At 72.2% G+C, this 20,496-nt stretch carries 17 protein-coding genes; 8 read left to right on the top strand and 9 right to left on the bottom strand.

Annotated features, from left to right (window positions below):
• Nucleotides 1-42: 42 nt before the first annotated feature.
• The 7 genes from yidD (at nt 43) to M8C11_RS19845 (ending at nt 8,896) form a co-directional block, all read left to right on the top strand.
• Nucleotides 43-282, top strand: coding sequence for a membrane protein insertion efficiency factor YidD (yidD, locus tag M8C11_RS19875; RefSeq protein WP_013477538.1), 240 nt, complete (start codon nt 43-45; stop codon nt 280-282).
• The gene (gene yidC, locus M8C11_RS19870; RefSeq protein WP_120572518.1) at nt 283-1,284 is read left to right on the top strand and encodes a membrane protein insertase YidC; all 1,002 of its coding nucleotides are present in this window, start codon (nt 283-285) and stop codon (nt 1,282-1,284) included.
• Between the two features lie 210 nt (nt 1,285-1,494).
• On the top strand, nt 1,495-2,085 hold the full coding sequence (locus M8C11_RS19865; RefSeq protein WP_120572519.1) for a R3H domain-containing nucleic acid-binding protein: 591 nt from the start codon (nt 1,495-1,497) through the stop codon (nt 2,083-2,085).
• Between the two features lie 341 nt (nt 2,086-2,426).
• Complete coding sequence (gene rsmG / locus M8C11_RS19860; protein WP_308212760.1) at nt 2,427-3,179, top strand: 16S rRNA (guanine(527)-N(7))-methyltransferase RsmG; 753 nt, start codon at nt 2,427-2,429, stop codon at nt 3,177-3,179.
• A 246-nt stretch (nt 3,180-3,425) separates the two neighbouring features.
• Entirely contained in the window at nt 3,426-4,763 is a 1,338-nt protein-coding gene (locus M8C11_RS30430) for an AAA family ATPase (protein WP_121683697.1), read from the top strand.
• A 27-nt stretch (nt 4,764-4,790) separates the two neighbouring features.
• On the top strand, nt 4,791-5,831 hold the full coding sequence (locus M8C11_RS19850) for a ParB/RepB/Spo0J family partition protein (RefSeq protein WP_252451874.1): 1,041 nt from the start codon (nt 4,791-4,793) through the stop codon (nt 5,829-5,831).
• 2,153 nt (nt 5,832-7,984) lie between these two features.
• A complete protein-coding gene (locus tag M8C11_RS19845; RefSeq protein ID WP_252451872.1) occupies nt 7,985-8,896 on the top strand; it encodes a hypothetical protein in 912 nt (303 codons plus the stop codon).
• A 2-nt stretch (nt 8,897-8,898) separates the two neighbouring features.
• Here the strand turns inward: M8C11_RS19845 and M8C11_RS19840 are convergent, their stop codons facing one another.
• Nucleotides 8,899-9,891, bottom strand: a complete 993-nt coding sequence (locus M8C11_RS19840; RefSeq protein ID WP_120572524.1) for a D-alanine--D-alanine ligase — start codon at nt 9,889-9,891, stop codon at nt 8,899-8,901.
• Nucleotides 9,892-9,898: 7 nt separating this feature from the next.
• Nucleotides 9,899-11,212, bottom strand: a complete 1,314-nt coding sequence (locus M8C11_RS19835) for a PLP-dependent aminotransferase family protein (RefSeq protein ID WP_252451870.1) — start codon at nt 11,210-11,212, stop codon at nt 9,899-9,901.
• 282 nt (nt 11,213-11,494) lie between these two features.
• Between M8C11_RS19835 and M8C11_RS19830 the strand changes: the two genes are divergently transcribed.
• Entirely contained in the window at nt 11,495-12,160 is a 666-nt protein-coding gene (locus M8C11_RS19830) for a GNAT family N-acetyltransferase (protein WP_120572526.1), read from the top strand.
• An 8-nt stretch (nt 12,161-12,168) separates the two neighbouring features.
• Here M8C11_RS19830 and M8C11_RS19825 read toward each other — a convergent pair whose 3' ends face one another.
• The 7 genes from M8C11_RS19825 to murJ form a co-directional block, all read right to left on the bottom strand.
• Entirely contained in the window at nt 12,169-13,329 is a 1,161-nt protein-coding gene (locus M8C11_RS19825; RefSeq protein WP_252451867.1) for an N-acetylmuramoyl-L-alanine amidase, read from the bottom strand.
• Nucleotides 13,330-13,491: 162 nt separating this feature from the next.
• Nucleotides 13,492-13,815: a thioredoxin gene (gene trxA / locus M8C11_RS19820; protein WP_013289375.1), complete on the bottom strand. Its 324-nt coding sequence runs from the start codon at nt 13,813-13,815 to the stop codon at nt 13,492-13,494.
• Nucleotides 13,816-13,853: 38 nt separating this feature from the next.
• Entirely contained in the window at nt 13,854-14,807 is a 954-nt protein-coding gene (gene trxB, locus M8C11_RS19815; RefSeq protein ID WP_120572527.1) for a thioredoxin-disulfide reductase, read from the bottom strand.
• Nucleotides 14,808-14,984: 177 nt separating this feature from the next.
• Entirely contained in the window at nt 14,985-15,926 is a 942-nt protein-coding gene (locus M8C11_RS19810) for a hypothetical protein (protein ID WP_252451865.1), read from the bottom strand.
• A complete protein-coding gene (sigM, locus tag M8C11_RS19805; protein ID WP_252451863.1) occupies nt 15,923-16,627 on the bottom strand; it encodes an RNA polymerase sigma factor SigM in 705 nt (234 codons plus the stop codon). The genes M8C11_RS19810 and sigM overlap by 4 nt, the downstream gene beginning before the upstream one ends.
• 43 nt (nt 16,628-16,670) lie before the next feature.
• Nucleotides 16,671-18,281, bottom strand: coding sequence for a protein kinase family protein (locus tag M8C11_RS19800; protein WP_162959262.1), 1,611 nt, complete (start codon nt 18,279-18,281; stop codon nt 16,671-16,673).
• A 409-nt stretch (nt 18,282-18,690) separates the two neighbouring features.
• Nucleotides 18,691-20,439 carry a murein biosynthesis integral membrane protein MurJ gene (gene murJ, locus M8C11_RS19795; RefSeq protein WP_252451861.1) on the bottom strand — a complete coding sequence of 583 codons (1,749 nt, stop codon included), beginning with the start codon at nt 20,437-20,439 and terminating at the stop codon, nt 18,691-18,693.
• Nucleotides 20,440-20,496 lie beyond the last annotated feature (57 nt).

Raw genomic sequence — 20,496 nt, 5'->3', positions numbered from 1 at the left:
GGCCCGCCGACGGCGACTCCGTCGCCCACAACCGGTGCCCGCATGCTGCTGGCGCCCATCATCGCGTACCGTCGGTGGATAAGTCCGGCACTGCCGGCCCGCTGCCGGTTCTACCCGTCGTGCAGTGCCTACGCCGTCGAGGCGGTGTCCCGGCACGGTGCGCTGCGGGGAGCCTGGCTGACGGTCCGTCGGCTGTCGCGCTGCCACCCCTTCCACCCTGGTGGACACGACCCGGTTCCGGAGCCGGGCGACCGCCGCCGTTCCGACGTGACTGGAGCCTGAGTGTTTAGTCTCGACTGGATCTACTACGCGATCTCGTGGATCCTGCTGGCCTGGCACTCGGCCTGGGACGCCATCGGAGTGCCGGTCGGGGCCGTGATCGGTACGAACTGGGCCTGGATCCTCGCCATCATCTTCCTGGTGGTGACGGTCCGGGTGATCCTCTTCCCGGTCTTCGTCAAGCAGATCAAGTCGCAGCGTGCCATGCAGGCGCTCCAGCCCAAGGTGAAGGAGCTCCAGGAGAAGCACAAGGGTGACCGGGAGACGCTCCAGAAGGAGATGATGGAGCTCTATCGGAAGGAAAAGGCCAACCCGCTCATGGGCTGCCTTCCGATGTTCCTCCAGATCCCGGTCTTCCTGGGCCTGTTCCACACGCTCCGGCGGCTCAACCCCGACAACCAGGGCAAGACCCTGTACGGCTGGACCGTCGACCAGTTCAACAGCGCCTCCAACGCGAAGCTGTTCACCGCGCCGATCTCCGGCAAGTTCGGCTCCACCGCCGACGAACTGAGCCGGCTCGGCGCGAGCACCGGCACGGTCAAGGTGGTCGCCGGCATCCTGGTGCTCATCATGATCGCCACCACCTACCTGACCAGCCGTCAGATGATCCTCAAGACCGGGTGGGCCGAGGACCCGCAGCAGCGCATGGTGCAGCGGCTGATGCTCTACGGCATCCCGCTGTCGCTGCTGATCTCGGGTGCGATCTTCCCGATCGGTGTGATCATCTACTGGGTCACCAACAACCTCTTCACGCTCGGCCAGCAGCAGTGGGTGCTGCGGAAGTTCCCGCCGCCGCCGACCGCGAAGAGCGCCACCGCCGGCAAGAGCACCTCCGGCAAGGGCCCGGTGCAGCCGGCCAAGGCCGGTGGCCTGTTCGGCCGCAAGACGACCCCGCCGGCGGCGAAGGCTCCGGCCGCGGCGCCGAAGGTGGCCGGTCCGAAGCCGGGCGCCAAGCCGGTCAACCCGAAGAAGGGCGGCAACAAGCCCGCCAAGCGACAGGGCTGAGCCCACAGGGCCACCGCCGCGACGCCGGCGGTGGCCCGTTCCGGCCGCGTGCTGCCATCCGAGGAGTCGGCGCCGGGCCGGAATCGCCGCGCGGAGCGCGGACACGGGCGAAACTGGCCCGTACAGACGTGCCCGAGGGCACCCGGCGAACCTCCCGCCGGCCCCGGGAGACCAGCGGACCCCCGACGGTCCGGCCGAGCGAGTACGGAGATGAGACCCGTGACCGAGACCAGCATCCCCAGCGCCGACCAGTCCCTGGACGAGGAGACCCCCGTTACCGCCGCCACCGAGACCGAGGACGCCGCGGGCGAGGCCCGGGAGAAGAAGGCCCCGGCCGAGAGCGACCTGTTCCGGCAGAGCGAGATCGCCGCCGACTACGTCGAGGGTCTGCTGGACATCCTCGACTACGACGGCGACATCGACGAGCTGGTGTCCGGCGGCCGCCCGGTCGTCGAGGTGGTCGGCGGACGGCTCCAGAACCTGGTCGGCCAGCGCGGCGCGACCCTGGAGGCGCTCCAGGAACTGACCCGGCTGGCCGTGTTCCGTCAGACCGGCACCCCGAGCCGGCTGCTGCTCGACGTCGGCGGCTACCGGGCCACCCGGCGCAAGGAGCTGGCCGCCGTGGCGAAGAACGCGGTCGAGAAGGTCAAGGAGCACGGTGAGCCGGTGCGCCTGGAGCCGATGTCCGCGTTCGAGCGCAAGTGCGTGCACGACGTGGTGAACGCGATGAGCGGGGTGGAGAGCGAGTCCGAGGGCGTCGAGCCCAACCGCCGCATCGTCGTCCGCCCGGTGACGGACTGAGGTCCGTGATCTCCGACGAGACGACGGCAGGAGCCGTGACCGGCCCGGGCGGTACGCCGCCCGGGCCGTCGGCTGTGCGCCCCGACAACACTGTCGACCCGGTCTTCTCCGACGAGGACGGGCCGGCCGACCCGGCGTACCCGGGAAGGGCGGTGACCGACCCCGGCGAGCCCGCCTTCTCCGCGGAGCCGGCGGTGGTGACCGGGATCGAGCCCGCCGACCCGGCGGTGGACGTGACACCCGCCTTCTCCGGTGAGCAGGCGGTGGACGTGGCGCCGGCCGACCCGGCCGCCGTGGCCGACCCGGTCTTCGCGGAGCCGTCGGAGGACGAACCGTCCCTCGTGGACAGTGGTGCCGCGCCCGATCCGGCGTCGGCGACGCTGCCGCCCGAACTGGCGGAGGCCGCCCGCGCGTTGTTCGGCGACCGGCTCGACCTGGCCGCCGCGTACGCCGAACTGCTCGCCACCGACGGCGTGGTCCGCGGCCTCATCGGTCCCCGCGAGACGCCGCGGCTCTGGGAGCGGCACCTCCTCAACTGTGCGGTGGTGGCGGAACGGATCCCGGAGGGTGCCAGCGTGATCGACGTCGGCTCCGGCGCCGGGCTGCCGGGTCTGGTGCTGGCGATCGCGCGTCCCGACCTCACCGTGACGCTCGTCGAGCCGCTGGCTCGACGGACCGCCTTCCTGATCGAGGCGGTACAGCGGCTCGGCCTGACCCGGGACGTCCGTGTGTTCCGTGGACGGGCCGAGGAGGCGGCGGCCGGCTCGCGTGACCGGGAACCGCTGAGCGCCGACATCGTGACGGCCCGCGCGGTGGCGCCGCTGGACCGGCTCGCCTCCTGGTGCCTGCCGCTCGTGGCCCCCGGCGGCCGGCTCGTCGCGCTCAAGGGCGCATCGGCGGCCGACGAGATCACCGAACACACCGAGGCCGTGACCCGCCTCGGCGGTGGGACGCCGGAACTGCATCGCTGCGGCGAAGGGGTGATCGACCCGCCGGCGACCGTGGTCGAGGTGGTCCGGGAGCGCGTGGTCAACCAGCGCCGTCCGAAGAAGCCGAAGCGGTCGCGTGGCGGTCGCCGTCGCGGCGACCGCTGAGCGGGTACGCCATTCCGCACGCCCGATCCGGTCGTTGGACCGGTGGGCGTGACGCGATCGATCACAACCCGACATGGACCCACCGCGCCCGTCGGCCGTAGGCTGACCGCGCGTCGATAGTGTGGAACGGCGGTGCCGGGCGGCACCCGAACCCGATGGTTCCCGCCGATCCGACAGGCGCCGTGCGAGGCGCGGACGCGATTCGACGGGTGCGGACCGACCATCCGGAGCGGGTAGGGATGACAGGTGCATGACGACGGCAGGTACGACGATCCACGGTTGACCGGACCAGGAGGCCAGCCCTCCGCCGACCCCGTTTCACGTGAAACCAACGACCAGGAGTGGACGGTGAACGAGTCCGGCGAACCGTCCTCCCCGTACCCGGCGCAGCCGTCCAGGCGACGGGAGCCGTCGGCCGGCGGGCCCGTACGTCCTGTCTCGTCGGTGCCGGCGAACGTACCGCCGGCCCGCGACCCGCTCGACCCGGCCGACGGCCCGGTGAACGCACCGACCCCGCGCCCGCCCGCGGTGCGGGCGAACGCCGCGGTGCCCACCCGCTACGAACCCCAGCCGCCCGTCTCGGCCGTTCCGCATCAGGCCGCCCCCGAGGTCACCGCGGCACCGTCCGACACGCCACAGGCAGACGGGTACGGGGACGAGGTAGACGCCAGCACGTACGTTTCACGTGAAACCCCGACGCGCGAAGAGGATGATCCACCGTTGGCTATGGAGGCGATGCGCGCCGTGCAGATCCTGAATCCCAGTGGCGAGGTCACCATGCCGCGCCCCGACCGGACCCGGGTGATGTGCGTCGCCAACCAGAAGGGCGGCGTGGGTAAGACGACCACCACCGTGAACCTGGCCGTGGCGCTCGCGCTGCACGGCAACCGGGTGCTCGTGGTCGACCTTGACCCCCAGGGCAACGCCTCCACCGGTCTGAACGTGCCGCACCACACGGGCGTGCCCGACGTGTACGACTGCCTGATCGACAGCGTGCCGCTGGAGGAGGTGGCCCAGGCCGTCGAGGGCATCCCCAACCTGTGGTGCGTGCCGGCAACGATCGACCTGGCCGGCGCCGAGATCGAGCTGGTCTCCGTGGTGGCGCGGGAGTCGCGCCTGGCGCGGGCCATCGCCGCGTACCCGGGGCACTTCGACTACGTCTTCATAGACTGCCCGCCGTCGCTCGGCCTGCTCACCGTCAACGCGCTCGTGGCGGCGCAGGAGGTGCTGATCCCGATCCAGTGCGAGTACTACGCGCTGGAGGGCCTCAACCAGTTGATCAACAACATCAACCTGGTCCGCCAGCACCTCAACCCGAAGCTCGAGGTCTCCACGATCCTGCTCACCATGTACGACCGGCGTACCCGGCTGGCCGACGCGGTGGAGCAGGACGTCCGGAACCACTTCGGCGACAAGGTGCTCCAGGCCGTCATCCCCCGCAACGTGCGTGTCTCCGAGGCACCGAGCTACGGCCAGTCGGTGATGACCTACGATCCCGGTTCGCGGGGAGCCACGAGTTACTTCGAGGCCGCCCAGGAGATCGCGGAGCGAGGCGTCAAGGAGCCGGTGAGCCGGAATGCGTAGTGCGGAGATGTCGCTGGGAGGCGTCGCATGAAGAACCGTCCCCGCGGCGGACTGGGCCGAGGGCTCGGTGCCCTCATCCCCACCGGACCGGTACCGGGCGCCGAACCGGCTGCCGTCGAGCCGGAGTCGTCGACCGCTGCCGCGTCGCCGTCGGCTCCGGTCGCCGGTGCGACCGCCGCGATCACCGGCGGCGTCGGAAGCACCCCGTCTCCGGCCGTCGAGCCCGAGCCTCAGCTGAGCCCGGTGCCAGGCGCCCGCTTCGCGGAGATCCCGGTCGACGCGATCGTCCCGAACCCGAAGCAGCCCCGGCACGTCTTCGACGAGGAGGCGCTGGAGGAGCTGAAGACCTCGATCCAGGAGGTCGGCTTCCTCCAGCCGATCGTGGTCCGCCAGCTCGACCCCGAGAAGTTCGAACTCGTGATGGGCGAGCGGCGCTGGCGTGCCGCCCAGGCGGTCGGCCGGGAGACCATCCCCGCCATCGTCCGGGACACGAAGGACGACGCGATGCTCCGGGACGCGCTCCTGGAGAACATCCACCGCGCCAACCTCAACCCGCTGGAAGAGGCGGCGGCGTACCAGCAACTGCTGGAGGAGTTCGGCGCCACGCACGAGGAGCTGGCCCGGCGGATCGGCCGCAGCCGGCCGCAGATCTCCAACACCATCCGGCTGATGAATCTGCCGCCCGCCGTGCAGCGCCGGGTCGCCGCCGGCGTCCTGTCCGCCGGCCACGCCCGGGCTCTGCTCAGTCTGGACAACGCCGAGGCGCAGGAGGCACTCGCGGAGCGGATCGTCCGCGAGGGCATCACGGTTCGTGGCGCCGAGGAACTGGTGCACCTGGCGCTCGCCGAGGAGCCGGCGAAGTCGGCCGCCGCCAAGCGCCGGCCGAAGCCGCACGCCCCGGCGCTCACCGATCTCGCGGACCGGCTCTCCGACCGGTTCGACACTCGGGTGAAGGTCGACATCGGCCGCAGCAAGGGCAAGATCACGATCGAGTTCGCCACCGTCGACGACCTGGAGCGGATCGTCGGCATCATCGGTGTCGGCGAGGACGGACAGCCCCAGGAGTAGCCCGGCACCTCCGGTTGTCGATCCGGCCGCACCCCCTCGTCGGGCGGTGCGGCCGGATCTGTGTTTGCGGGCCGCTGTCGGCGTCGACCTCGTCGTGCTGGTGGCTCCACGGTGGGTCGCCGGATGGCCCGCGTCCCACCTGGATGATCGGGGCGGGCGGCTCGCGTCCTGATCGCGTCGGTTGGTCGGCTGCCGAATGTCCACCGCTGGTTTCACGTGAAACGGGTAGAGCGGCCGAGGCGTGCGGCGCTCGCCGTGCCCTCGCAGACGGGCTGACGACAGGTCGAGCGGCCGAGCACTCTGCGGGCTTTCGACAACAGGCGAGCCGGTGCCGGTCGGCCCGTAGCGACGGGAGGGCGGTTCCGGGTCGTCCGTGATGGCAGTCGGCATCGCCCGGTTGGTAGGGCGGGTGGGGAGTCGGTGCCGCCCAGCGGGTAGGCGATGGAGGTCGGCATCGGCGGGCGGGCGGCGATGGGAGCCGGCAGTGATGGGAGCCCGGGCAGGCCTCGACGGTTGAGGCATCCGTCCCTTGACGGCTGGCTCGCCTGCCGGATCCACCGCTTGGTCGCCGGCCTGGGACCGCCCCACCGATCCGGCGCGAACCGAGCGTGGGCCGGGAGACGGCCAGGCGTCGAATCGCTCCTTCGCTCAGCACGCCCGGCTCATTCCTTGGAGCCACACCTGCCAGGCCGGCTCGGGTCGGTCACTGGGTTGAGCGTCGAGGTCCGACGGCTCAGGCTCGGCGCACTGACTCGGGTTGCAGTGCTGAACGTCCAGGCTTGACGGCTCAAGGTCGGATGACGCCGCGTCCCTGTCAGGACGAACTTCGGCGCCTGGCCGAATCGCCAGTGCGGGCCGGGATCGGCTGCGCCCAAAGCTGCCCTCCCGACCTCGCTCTGTCCTGCCGGAAAGAGAGGGGGATCTCAGCCCGTTGGATGAACCGGGGAGCGGCGAGCGTCCAAGCCGGGTGTGGGGAGCCCGACTCACACGGTGCGTCGAGCCCTGACCCACACCGTGGGTCGAGCAGTGAGGGCGGACCAGTGCGGCCGGGCAGCCGATCAGCTCGCCCGCTCTCGGATCGACCCGGCTGGTCCTGCCGGGGCGAGCCCGCACTATCGGGCGTGGGTGCCGGGATCAATCACTCGGCCCACATCGCGGTGCGGGTCCGCCTCCCCGGGCATGGTGAGCCGGAGGAGCGGGCGCCTGCTGGCGAACCTCAAGCATCGGGCCGCACGACGATCCCCTCCATCGGGCCGCGCATGACAAGCCCGAGCCGCAGAGAGTCCGTGCAACGATGAGCCTCATCCTTCGGGCTGCAGCGCATGGCAAGCCCGAACTCTCGGCTCCCGGGGGGTTCCACCCGCGCGGTGACAGCGCCTCGCCCGCAGCCTCATTGCGCATGCGAGCCCTGGTGGGCCGACGATCCGTTTCACGTGAAACGCGCAGCGAGCCGCCGGTAGAACTTGCACCCGAGTGCAGGCGATGATGACCAGCGAGGTGGGGCAGCAGGAGGACAGCAGCACCGCCGAGCCGAGCCGGTCGCTCGCTCGGCATGAGGCAGAGCGGCAGCCCTTCGCCCGGCTCATCGCGGCCAAGCCCGAATAACGCCACCGCCTTCGGCTGGGCGGCCGCTTCGCGGCAACCCAGCCGGCGCCCTCCCGATCACTCGTTCGTCCGGCGCCAGCCCGAAGAAGCAGCCAGCCCTCGGAACACGCCCGCCCGGCGAGCCGGACGTCCCGTCACTTCGGGGAGGTGGTGTGGTGAGGACGGCCGTGATGCAGCCGTTTCCCCGATGTGGTCCACGTCCCCGCCACTTCGGCGAACTGGCGGCTGCCCGCGCCGAGCGGGGAGCAGCGCGCGCCCGCCGTTTCACGTGAAACACGCACGAGAAGAAGCCGACCGGGCACCCGGTGCGGATCGGCCGCCGGATCGTTGGAAGAACGGACCCGGAACCACCCCCAAAGTTATCCACAGCAGTTGTCCACAGGCGCGCCCCGTTTCACGTGAAACAAAGCGATGAAACCCTTGCTGAGCAGTGCATGACGCGCTGTGCTGGTGATCTCGGCAGCCTGTGGACAACGCGGTGGACAACCGGTGGACGGCCAGTGGAACGGGTAGGGACAGGCGTCGCCAACTCGGTTAGGGTCAGCGTCGTGCCGGACACCCCTCCCTCAGTTCCCGACTTCACCCAGTGGCCGTCCTTCCCCTTCGAGGGCGATCTCCGCGTCAAGCAGCTCGACGAGCCCGTACCGTTCGAACCTCCCCGCCGCGGCGAGGCGGACCGGGAGTGCACCGCCTGCAACGCGCCCGACGAGGCGTACATCTGGGTCGGTGAGCGGTGGCGCGTCCGCGCCATGGACCGGCCCACCGGCCTGCCGATGGTCCTGATCCTGGAGTCCCGCTCCCACCTGGATCTGGGCGACCTGCCGAACCTGCTCGCCGCCGAGCTGGGCGTGATGACCGTCCGCCTGGAGCGGGCCGTGCGTTCGCTCGACGGGGTGGCCCGGGTTCACGTGAACCGGTGGGGCGACGGCTCCGCGCACCTGCACCTGTGGTTCCTGGCCCGGCCGTACGGGCGGCTGCAACTGCGGGGCACGTTCCTGTCGCTGTGGGACTCGATCCTGCCGCCGATCTCGGAGGACCAGTGGCGGGAGAACCTCGCCATGGTGGCCGCGTGGCTCGCCGAGTTCGGCGGCCGCCCGTTGGCCGAGCCGCCGCGCATCCAGTGGCAGGCACCGTCGAGTCTCTCCCCGACCTCCCCCGCGAACGCCGTTGAGGAGCCCGAGGAGGAGTCCGCGTCCGTGATCGAGGCTGCGGACGAGATCCCGGAGTCCGACGCGGCAGCGGACCTCTCAGACCCCTCGGCGGACCCGTCGGAGCCCGACCCGGTACCGCAGGTCGGCCCGGCACCGGACAACGCACCGGACAACGCACCGGGCAACGCACCCGACAGCTCGCCGAGCGGCGCCCAGAACAGCACCGGGGAGAGCGAAGAAGCGGACGAGGTCGAGCCGCGGAAGGCCCCGGACGATCAGCAGGGTGCGACGCGTACCCCGCAGAGCTGAGGTCAGCGGCGGGCGGCGGCCCGGGTCACGAGCGTGCCGAGGACCCGGCCGAAGTCCAGCCCGGCCGCCTGGATCGCCAGCGGCAGCAGCGACGTCTCGGTCATGCCCGGGGAGACGTTGACCTCCAGCACGTGCGGGTCGCCTCCGCCGTCGACGATCAGGTCGACCCGGGACACGTCGCGCAGTCCGAGCGCGGTGTGCGCGGCGAGCGCCACCTCGGTGACCCGGGCCGTGGTCGCGGCGTCGAGCCGGGCGGGCGCGTGCCAGGTGGTACGCCCGGCGGTGTAGCGGGCCGCGTAGTCGTAGACGCCGTTGCGCGGCACGATCTCGACCGGGGGAAGGGCCTGCGGCCCCTTGCCGAGGTCGAGCACGGAGACCGCCACGTCCATCCCGGGGACGTAGCGCTCCACGAGCGCGGTCTGGTCGTACGCGAAACAACCCACCATCGCGGCCGGCAGCGACGCCGCCTCCCGGACCACGGCGGCGCCCAGCCCGGAACCGCCCTGCGCCGGCTTGACCATCAGCGGCAGCCCGAGGCGGTCGACGATCCGGTCCAGGACGGCCACCGCGCCCAGCTCGGAGAATCGGTCGTGCGGCAGCGCCACCCAGTCGGGCGTCGGGATGCCCGCCTCGCGCAGCACCGCCTTCGCGGACGGCTTGTCCCAGGCGAGGCGGGACGACCGGGCGTCGCAGCCGACGTAGGGCACGTCCCAGAGGTCGAGTACGCCGCGCAGCGAGCCGTCCTCGCCGGTGGCGCCGTGCAGGGCGATCACCACGGCGTCCGGCGGGTCGGCGGTCAGCGCGGGCAGCAACGCCACGTCGGCGTCGCGCAGTTCCGCGTCGACACCGACGGCGCGCAGCGCGTCGAGTACCCGGCGACCCGACCGCAGTGAGACGTCCCGCTCGTAGGAGAGGCCTCCCGCGAGCACGAGCACGTGCAGCTCGTCGGTGGCGGATCCGGTCACGGGAAGCGGTGCGGCGGGGCTGTCGGACATGCGGGCATCATGCCAAGTCGGGACCGGGCGCGTCCGAGCCGCCCTGGCGACGGCGAGGTCCGGCACCGCCGACCGCGCCGAAGACCTTGCGCATGGCGATCTCCTGCTCCATCACCCCGGCCAGCCGGCGCACGCCTTCGCGGATCCGCTCCGGCGTCGGGAAGGAGAAGTTCAGCCGCATGTTGCCGGTGCCGGTGCCGTCGGCGTAGAAGCCGGTCCCCGGCACGTACGCGACGCGGGCGGCCACGGCGCGCGGCATCATCGCCTTGGAGTCGAGCCCGTCGGGCAGCGTCGCCCAGACGAACAGGCCGCCGGCGGGCGTGGTCCAGGTGGTGCCCTCCGGCATCAGGTCGGTCATCGCGCCGAGCAGCGCGTCCCGGCGCTCCCGGTAGACCTCGCGGTAGACCTTGAGCTGCTGCCGCCACGGCATGGTGCCGAGGTACGTCGAGACGGCCGACTGCGCGTAGGCGCTCGGGCAGAGGATCTGCGCCTCGCTGGCGATGACCAGCTTGTCGCGGACCGCGTGCGGCGCCAGGATCCAGCCCACCCGCAGGCCGGGCGCGAACGTCTTGGAGAACGTGCTCAGGTAGAAGACCCCGTCGCGCCGCCGAGCCCGCAACGGCCGGGGCGCCTCACCTTCGAAACCGAGCTGACCGTACGGGTCGTCCTCCACCACGAGCAGTCCGGCGCGCTCACAGATGTCGAGCACCCGTTCGCGCCGCTCCTCGCTCAGCGTCACGCCGGCGGGGTTCTGGTAGGTGGGGATGGTGTAGAGGAACTTCACCCGCCGGCCGGCGCGCGCCAGGTCGGCGATGGCCACCTCCAGCGCCTCCGGGATGAGCCCCTCGTCGTCCATCGGCACGTGGGCGACCTGGGCCTGGGCGGCCTGGAACACCCCGAGCGCGCCGACGTACGTCGGGCCCTCGGCGAGCACCACGTCACCCGGGTCCAGGAACAGGCGGGCCACCAGGTCGAGGGCCTGCTGACCGCCGACGGTCACCACCACGTCCTCGGGGGAGGCGCCGCAGGAGGCGTCGATCCCGGACAGGGACATCACCTCGCAGATCCGCTCGCGCAGCTCCGGGGTGCCCTGGCCGATGCCGTACTGGAGGGTGGTGGCGCCGTGCTCGGAGCCGAGCCGGCCGAGCATCTCGCCGACCGCGTCCAGCGGCAGCGCCGCGATGTAGGGTGCCCCACCGGCGAGCGAGACGACCTCCGGCCGGCTGGCCACCGCGAAGAGTGCCCGGATCTCCGAGGCGGTCATCCCGCGGACGCGCCGGGCGTACCGGTCGGTGTAGTCGTCGAGCGTCGTGCCGGTCATGGACATCACCTCGATCGGGTGTCGGCGGGGCTGCCGCCCGGTGTGGTACCCGCGATGCCGACATCCATTGGCGGCGGGGGCCGGTTGGTCGATCGTAGTCCCCGGTGACGGTCGCGGCACCGGCCGTGTGGACACGTCCACATCCCGGACCCGCCGTCGGCCGTCCGGGCGGGGGTTCGCGCGTTCCCTCCCGTACCGCCGGACAGGGGCGTACGATCGCTCGTCGGGAGCAGGAGGGCGCGGGACTCACCGGCGCTCCGAGCCTATTGGTGGGGTGCGCTCATGTCGCGACGTCTGGTCAGCCTGACCTTGGACACGCTGGAGGACCTGCCTCGATCCTGCCGGCAATGCGTCTACTGGGAGCTGGATCCGGTCTCCGCCGAGCGGGCCTGCGCGGCCGGCGACCCGGGCCTGGAGAAGGAGGCGTGGGTCTCCCAGACGCTGCTGGAGTGGGGCTCCTGCGGCAAGCTCGTCTACGTCGACGGCATGCCGGCCGGTTTCGTCATGTACGCGCCGCCGGCGTACGTCCCGCGTTCGATGGCGTTTCCCACCTCGCCGGTCTCGGCGGACGCGGCGCTGCTGATGACGGCGCACGTGGTGCCCGCCTTCGCCGACGGCGGCCTGGGCCGGATGCTGGTGCAGGGCGTGGCCCGCGACCTGACCAAGCGCGGCATCAAGGCGATCGAGGCGTTCGGCGACGCGAAGTTCGGCGACGACGCGGACGACCCGGCCCGCGCGTGCGTGGCGCCCGCCGACTTCTTCCTCTCGGTGGGCTTCAAGACGGTCCGGCCGCACCCGCGCTACCCCCGCCTGCGGCTGGAGTTGCGAACGGCGCTGAGCTGGAAGTCGGACGTCGAGTACGCGCTGGAGAAGCTGCTCGGCTCGATGAGCCCGGAGACGCTGCTGCGGCCGGTCCGCCCGGCGCCCGCCACCCGCTCGACGAGCTGAGTCGCGGGTCAGTCGACGACGGTGCCGGCGGCGACGATCGCCCGCAGTTCGCTCACGTCGATCGAGCCGGTCGGCACGTCCCGCTCGATCGGCAGGTACATCCGCTGCACGCCGGCCACGATGGCCTCGACCACCCGGTCCCGGAAGCGCGGGTCGACGAGCCGCGCCCGGTCGTCCGGTGAGGTGAGGTAGCCGACCTCGACGCGGACCGCGGGCATCCGGGTGAGCCGCAGCAGCTCCCACGCCTTGGCGTGGGTACGGCAGTCGCGCAGCCCGGTGCGGGCCACGATCTCCCGCTGCACGAGCCCGGCCAGGCGTTCGCCGGTCGCCGACGTGACGCCGTTGTCGGTGCCGTAGTGATAGGTGGCCACGCCCTCGGCCTCCGGGTTGGCGTGCCCGTCGGTGTGCAGCGAGATGAACACGTCGGCGCCGAGGGAGTTGGCGAGCTGGGCCCGGTCCGCGTCCGGCAGGCAGTCGCCGGGCGACGGGCCCCGGGTGAGCTGCACCCGTACGCCGGCGGCGGCGAGCCGCCCCTCCAGCCGGCTGGCGAGGTCGTGCACGAGGTCCGCCTCGCTCCAGCGCAGCGTGCCGTCGGGCACCACCACACCCGGGTCGGTGCCCCCGTGACCCGGGTCGATCACCACGGTCCGCCCGACGAGCGTCGGCCCGGCCTGCCGGATGGCGTCGGACTCGCGCAGCCACTGCGGGCGCCCGCCCACCACCTTGCGGCCGAGGCGGCGCAGCGCGTTGACGGTGTGCGGCCCGCACGACCCGTCCGGTTTCAGGCCCATCTCCCGCTGGAACTGCGCCACCGCGCGGGAGGTGCGGATGCCGTAGATGGCGTCGGCGCGGCCCACGTCGTACCCCATCTCCAGTAGGCGTTCCTGGAGCGAGCGGACGTCCTCGCCGATCAGCGGCTCGGGTACGGCGTGGTACAGCGCGCGGGCGCCGAACCGCCAGCGGGCCGCGTCGAGCGCCCGCCAGGTCTCGGCGCCGACCCGCCCGTCGACGCTGAGGCCGCGGGACTGCTGGAAGGCCCGGACCGCGCGTTCGGTCTGGGCGTCGTAGTCGTCGCCTCCGGCCTCGGCGGGAAGAAGCTCCAGGCCGGCGAGGACGGTACGGATCTCGGCCACCGCCGGTCCCTGGTCACCGGGTCGGATCGGACGCACGACGACCCCCTCTGCACGGACGTTGGCGGACCGGAACTCCGACGGATGCTTACGGAGCGTACCGTGGCCGATACCCGGCGGGTTCGCGTTCATGCAGGTCAGGCAAGCCGGAACCCCCGCCACCGGGCGCGGTGACGGGGGTTCCGGAGGTGTCGGTACGGCTCAGAGCGCCGACTCGATGAGCTTCACCAGCTCACCCTTCGGCTTGGCGCCGGCGATCGACTGCACCGGCTGGCCGTTCTTGAAGATGGTCAGCGTCGGCACCGACATCACCCGGTAGGCGCGCGCCGTCTCCGGGTTCTCGTCGATGTTGAGCTTGACGATGGTGACCTGGTCCTTCATCTCGCCCGCGATCTCCTCCAGCAGCGGCGAGACCTTGCGGCAGGGGCCGCACCACTCCGCCCAGAAGTCGACCAGAACCGGCTTGTCGGACTGCAGCACGTCGCTGACGAAGCTTGCGTCCGTGACCGCCTTGGTTGCTCCCACTATGAACTCTCCTCCTCCGAACCTTGCTCGTGGAACTCTCAGCCCTGGATGGTGGCGATGAACCGCTCGGCGTCCAGCGCGGCGGCGCAGCCGGTGCCGGCCGCCGTGATGGCCTGCCGGTAGGTGTGGTCGACGAGGTCACCCGCCGCGAACACACCGGGCACGCTGGTACGGGTGCTGGGGGCCTGCACCTTCACGTAGCCCTCGTCGTCCAGTTCCACCTGACCGCGGAACAGCTCGCTGCGCGGGTCGTGACCGATCGCCACGAACACGCCCGTGACGTCGAGCACCTTGCTCTCGCCGGTGTGCACGTTGCGCACCCGTACGCCGTTGACCTTGCCGTCGTCGCCGAGGATCTCCTCGACGACGGTGTTCCACTCGACCTTGATCTTTTCGTTGCCCAGCGCGCGATCGGCCATGATCTTGCTGGCGCGGAACGAGTCGCGGCGGTGCAGGATGGTCACCGACTCGGCGAAACGGGTGAGGAAGCTGGCCTCCTCCATCGCCGAGTCGCCGCCGCCGACCACCACGATGTGCTGGTTGCGGAAGAAGAAGCCGTCACAGGTGGCGCAGGACGACACACCGTGGCCGAGGTATTCCTGCTCGCCCGGCACACCCAGCGGACGCCAGGCCGAACCGGTGGAGAGGATGACGGCGCGGGCGCGGTACGCGGTCTCGCCCACCCACACGGTGCTCACCGCGTCGGAGCCGATCTCGCCGGTGTCCTTCAGTTCGACCCGCGTCACGTCGTCGGTGAGGAACTCGGCGCCGAAGCGCTCGGCCTGCTTGCGCATGTTGTCCATCAGCTCGGGGCCGAGGATGCCGTCGGCGAAGCCGGGGAAGTTCTCCACCTCGGTGGTGGTCATCAGCGCGCCACCCGACTGCACGCCCTCGATCACCAGCGGCTTCAGGTTGGCGCGGGCGGCGTAGACCGCCGCCGTGTAGCCGGCCGGACCGGAGCCGATGATGATCAGGTTGCGGACCTCGTCCACTGCCGTCTCCCGATGTGTGTGTTCGTCACCGGCCGCACCGATGTCGATCCCGAGTGCCGACGGCTCTAGGGGCGCCGGCGCCTGACTTGCAGAACGTCATCGTACGAAGCGGGGATTCCCGAGCCGGTCATCCGGTGGGTCAGGTCACGTGGCGGGACAAGCGTCGTGACCGCGTTTTCACCCTACCCGCGTCCGGAACCGCGTGTCCGCGCCGGACCCGGGTACTCCGCACTCCGGTCCGCTCACCCAGCCCCAGCGGGCGCCGCCCGCGTCCGCGAACGTCACCACGAGCGCCGGGGCGCCTTGGAACCGGGCGTAGTCGACCATGTTCACGGTGAGCGGCCCGGCGGCGTGCTCGACCCCGATCGCGGTGAGGCACGCGGCGAGCGTCTCCGGCCGGGTCAGCCGGTCCAGCCCGCCGAGGGCGCTGAGGCGCTGAGGCTCGCCGGACAGGGGCGTCTCCGCGCGGTCCTTCGCCGCGCCGGACGGCCCGGCCATGTCCTCCGGCATCGACTTCGCTCCGGCGGGCACCCGGCCGCCGGCGAGGCGTTCCGGCGTCCAGTCGGTGCCGCTTCGCAGGGCCGGTCCGGTGGTCCGGTACGGCGCGCCGACCATCGGCGCCGCCTCCCGGGCCGCCTGGTCGGCCGTACCGCTGTCGCCCGGGTCGGCCAGCCGGCCGACACCGAGCCCCACCGCGGCGACCGAGGCGGCGGCCAGGGCCACCGGCCCGGCGATGCGGGCCCAGCGCCGGGGACGACGGCCGGGGCCGCTGTGCCGGTCGGTACGGGCGGCCGTGCCGGGTGGTCGGCTCGCGCCGCCGGACTGCGCCGGGACGACCGGCGTGCCGTCGCGCAGCGCGGGGCCGGCCCCGGCGAGCGCCGCGGTGATCCGGTCGGCCACCACCTGGGGCATCTCCGGCGCGGGGGCCGCGGCCCAGCCGGCCAGGTCGGCGTCGACCAGGTCGACCGCGTCGGCGAGATTCTCGTACGCGGCACGCCACGCCGGGTCCTGCTCGACCAGCCGGGCCACTGTCGCCTGCTCGGGGGTGCCGTCCAGCGCCCCGCCGAGGTAGTCGGCGAGCAGGTCGTGGTCGACCTCGCTGAACTCCCGGGAAGTCACGGCTCCTCCTGGCTGACGGCCTGACGGGACGCTCCCGACGAGGATCCGACGCCCTCGGGGCGCCTGCGGTTCCCGGAGGTGAGCCGCGGCACGTCGCCGGCCGGTGCGTCGGTGCCGGTACGCAGGTGGCCGAGCAGCACGGCGAGGCGGGCCCGGCCCCGGGCGCACCGGCTCTTCACGGTGCCCTCGGCGACGCCGAGCATGGCGGCGACCTCGGCCACCGGGTAGCCCTGCACGTCGACCAGCACCAGGGCGGCCCGCTGTTCGGCGGGCAGTGCCGCGAGCGCCTGCCGGACCACGAGCGCGGTGTCGTGGTCGTGGGCCGGCGCGGCCGGTTCCGGACCGCCGGTGTGCCGACCAGGTTCGCCGTCGGTGTGCACGCCGTCGGGCAGCGGGACGGTGGCGTGGGCCTGGCGCCGCCGGATCCGGTCCAGGCAGGCGTTCACCACGATGCGGTGCAGCCAGGTGGTGACCGCCGAGTCGCCCCGGAACCGGGCCGCGGCGCGGTGCGCCGACAGCATGGCGTCCTGGAGGGCGTCGGCGGCCTCCTCGCGGTCGCCGATCGTCCGCAGCGCGACCGCCCAGAGGCGGTCCCGGTGCCGCTGGAACAGCTCGGTGAAGGCGTCCCGGTCACCCGCCGCGTGCGCCCGGAGCAGCTCCAGGTCGGAGCGGCCGGGCTGCGCGCCGTCGCGTTCCGCCATCACCACATCCGGAGGAGGTGGCGCGGCGGGGACGGCGGCCGGGTCACGAGCCCTGGACCACGATCTCCTGGACGCCGAGCTTCCAGCCGCTGCCGCTGTCCTTCGCCGGCAGCTTGGTGATCCAGAACAGCAGGTACTGGTACTTCTGGTCGGGCTCGAAGGCGTTGAAGATCATCTTGGTGCCGCCGTCCTCGTTCGGCGGCCCGATTAACGTCGAGTAGGCGTTGACCAGCTGCTTGTCGCCGGCGGAGGTGGACGGGAAGTCGCCGCGAGCGCCGGTGCGCAGCTCGACGGTGGCGCCGGTGGCCGACAGCGTGGCCTCCAGCTGCTTGACCGAGTGCGGGGCGCCCAGGTCGATCCAGACGCCCATGCCCTTCTTGATCCCGCCGAACTTGCCGTTGTTGCGGTAGCTGTTGGTCTCCCAGCCCTCGTCGTCGTTCCCGTCGATCACCTTCTCGGCGTTGCGCACCTCGGCGCGGTCGCCGTCCGGGTCGATGATCCGTACGGCCTCGATGGTGAGCTTGCGGACCTGCGCGGCGGGCTCGTCCCCGCCCCCGGTGGCCGGCGCGCTGTTCGACGGCTGGGCGACCGGCTCCTTGCCGCCGTCGTCGCCACCACCGAGCGCGTTGATGCCGATGAGCAGCCCGACCAGGGCCACAGCCAGCAGACCGGCGATGCCGATGGCGACCTTGCGACCGCCGGCCGCGGCCAGCGGGGAGGGCTCCTCGCCGGGCTCGGCGGTGAAACGCAGCGGGCCGGCCTGCTCCAGGAACTGCTCGTCGGCCGGGATGTCGAGCCGGCTCAGCTCGGCGGCCAGCACGTCCGACGACGGCGGCGCGATCTCCGGGTCGAGCAGGTCCATGGTGAGGTCGTCGAGGTAGGCGGGCACACCGGCGCGCATCTGCCGGGGCGCGGCGATCGCGCCGCCGGCGTCCCGGACGGCGTCCGGCAGGGCGGCGCGGCCGTGCCCGGCGGTGGCGCCGTGCAGCGGGGCCTCGCCGTGCGGCCAGTGCCCGGTCAGGGCGAAGTAGAGCACCCCGCCGACCGCGCGCAGGTCGTTCTCCTGGCTGTCCGCACCGTCGGTACGCGCGTCGGCGAGCACCACCCGGCCGTCGTCGCTGATCATGACGGTGCCGGGGTGGAGGTTGCCGTGCACCATGCCGGTGGCGTGCACGGCGGCGAGGGCACTGGCGACGGCGTTGCCGATAGCGGTGGCCCGGGCCGGGTCCAGCGGCCCGTCGGCGGCGACCATCTCGCGCAGCGACTGCCCGTCGACCCACTCGCGGACCACGTAGGCCCGGTCGTCCTCGTCGATCGCGTCGTAGACGCCGACCAGATTGGGGTGGATGACGCGGCTCGCGGCGACCGCGGCCTGAAGCATCTCGGTGGCGGAGTCGCCACCCGGGTAGCGGAGGACCACGGCGACGGGACGGCGGAGCACCACGTCGACACCGCGCCAGACCAGTCGGCCCGCGCTGTCGTTGTTGATGTGCTCGACCAGTTCGTACCGCTCCGCGAGCAGCTCACCGACCGTGGGAGCACCGAAGGTCACGACCGCAGGAGAGGTCTCCTCCGCTTCCTGACCCTCGCCGACCTGGGTCACCCGTCCTCCCTCGGTGATCGCGTCGATCGATGGACCCGTGCTGCTGGGCATGTGGCTTCCCGCTCTACCTTCGGTGGAACGGCCGCGGTGTCGACACCCGCGTCGATCCCGGTCGTACCCGTCGAGAGCGACCTTACCCGGGATGCCCGGTTCTCCGACATGTCATCTTCCCGCTGTGACCGGCCGGAAGGCCAGTCGCCACGGGCCCCGGCCGGGTCGCCCGCCCACCCGGCGGGCGAGCCGGACACGCACCGCCAATCTAAAGGTTGACGGCAAGGAAGTGGCACAGGGGCGTACCGGTGCGGCGGCGGGAAGGTTTTCCCCGCCCCGGCCTGCGCTACCTCATCCGTACGGTTGGTTGTCCACAGGCCGAGAGGCCCATTGGACGGCGGAATTCCAAGTTATCCACAGCCGTATCCCCAGCCTGGTGATCCTCGTTCACCGTCGGTCACCGAGGGGGTCAACGCCCGAGGCGCCGCCGGACCATCCCGACCACCTCGGTGATCTCGCCGATCCGCAGCACCATCGCGAGCCCGAGGTAGGTCGCGCCGATCGCCGCGCCGCCGATCACCAACTGGACCGCCGCGGCGAGCCAGCTCAGGCTCGCCGGATCGCCGGGGAGCACCGCGACCACGAGTACGCCGACGAGCGCGGCGCCGAGCGCCGCCACGACCACCCGCCCGAGCGTCCGCATGATCCCGCCCAGCCCGATCCGGCCCACCCGGGGCCGCAGCAGCATCGCCGAGATGATCGCCGCCGCCAGGTACGACACCGCGTTGCCGAGCATCATCCCGGCCGCCGCGAACGTGTTCGAGAAGAGCAGGAACAGGCCCACCTGGAGCAGGACGCGCAGCGCCACCACCGGAATGTTGATCAGAGCCGGGGTGCGGGTGTCCGGCAGCGCGTAGAACGCGAACGTGAAGAGCTGGCTCACCGCGAACGGCACCAGGCCGAGCGCCGCCACCAGCAGCACGGTCGAGGTGGCCACCGCGTTGTCGCCGGTGAACGCGCCGTACCGGAACACCACCACCGAGATCGGGGCGGCCAGCACCGCGTAGCAGACCGCGATGGGTGCGAGCACCGCGGTGACCATCCGGGTGCCCCGGGACAGGTCGGCGGTGACGTCGTGGAACCGGTTCTCGGCCGCGGCCGCGCTCATCCGGGGCATCAGCGCGGTGATGATCGAGACGGCGATGATGCCGTGCGCCATCATCAGCAGCAGGAACACGTTGTTGTAGATCAGCAGGCCGGCGTTCTCGCCGTCCCCGCCGGTGGCCCGGTTGAGCAGGTTGACCACCACGAAGAGGCCGAGCTGGTTGACCGCGACGTAGCAGAACATCCAGGCGCCGAGCCGGGCCAGCTCGCGCAACCCAAGCTCGCGGAAGTCGAACCGCGCCTTCCACCGGAATCCGACCTTGCGCAGCGCGGGCAGCAGGCCGACCGCCTGCACCGCCACGCCCAGCAGCGTGCCACCGCCGACCAGCAGGATCCGGTCCCAGCCCACCTCGTCGGGCCGGAGGCCGGTCGCGCCGAAGACGACGATGTACAGGCCGAACGTGCCGATCGAGACGAGGTTGTTGAGGATCGGCGCCCACATCGGGGCGGCGAAGTGCCCGCGCGTGTTCAGCACCGCGGCGATCAACGCGCTGATGCCGGTGAAGAACAGCATCGGCAGCATCAGGTACGACAGCCGGGTGACGAGCGTGGTGTACGCCGGGTCGTCGCCACCGGCCGCGTACACGGCGGTCAGCACCGGGGCCAGCAGCACCGCGATCAGCGCGGTCGCGGCGAGCGCCAGCACCGCGAGGGTCAGCAGGCGCTGTGCGTACGCCTCGCCCCGGTCCGCGTCGATCTTGCGGCGGCGGACCAGCACCGGAACCAGGACGCTCGTCAGCACGCCGCCGAGCAGGAACTCGTACACCTGGTTGGGCAGGAACTGGGCGGTGGTGAACGCGTCGCCGACCATGGTGCCGAGCGCGGCGCCGATCATCAGGTTGCGGACGAAGCCCGTACCCCGGCTCACCAGGCTGCCGATGGCCATCACCGCGCTGTTCGCCGCGGCGCTGGTCTCGGCGACCACCTCCTGCGGCGGCGCGACGGCCTCGACGCCGGGCTGGTTCAGCGGCTCGGCGGAGATGAAGGTGGCGCCGTCGTCCGGCGGCAGGCCGCCGCCGTGCGCGTTCGCGCTGCGGTAGAGCCCGCCGCTCATCTGCCAGCCTCCAAGGGGTACGTGGCGACCGGGCCCGGCCGGCCCCGCCCAACCGGA

The sequence above is a fragment of the Micromonospora sp. CPM1 genome (assembly GCF_023896895.1).
GTDB lineage: Bacteria > Actinomycetota > Actinomycetes > Mycobacteriales > Micromonosporaceae > Micromonospora > Micromonospora tulbaghiae.
Note: the sequence above shows the minus strand (reverse complement) of the source record. Positions and strands in the feature narration are given on the sequence as shown.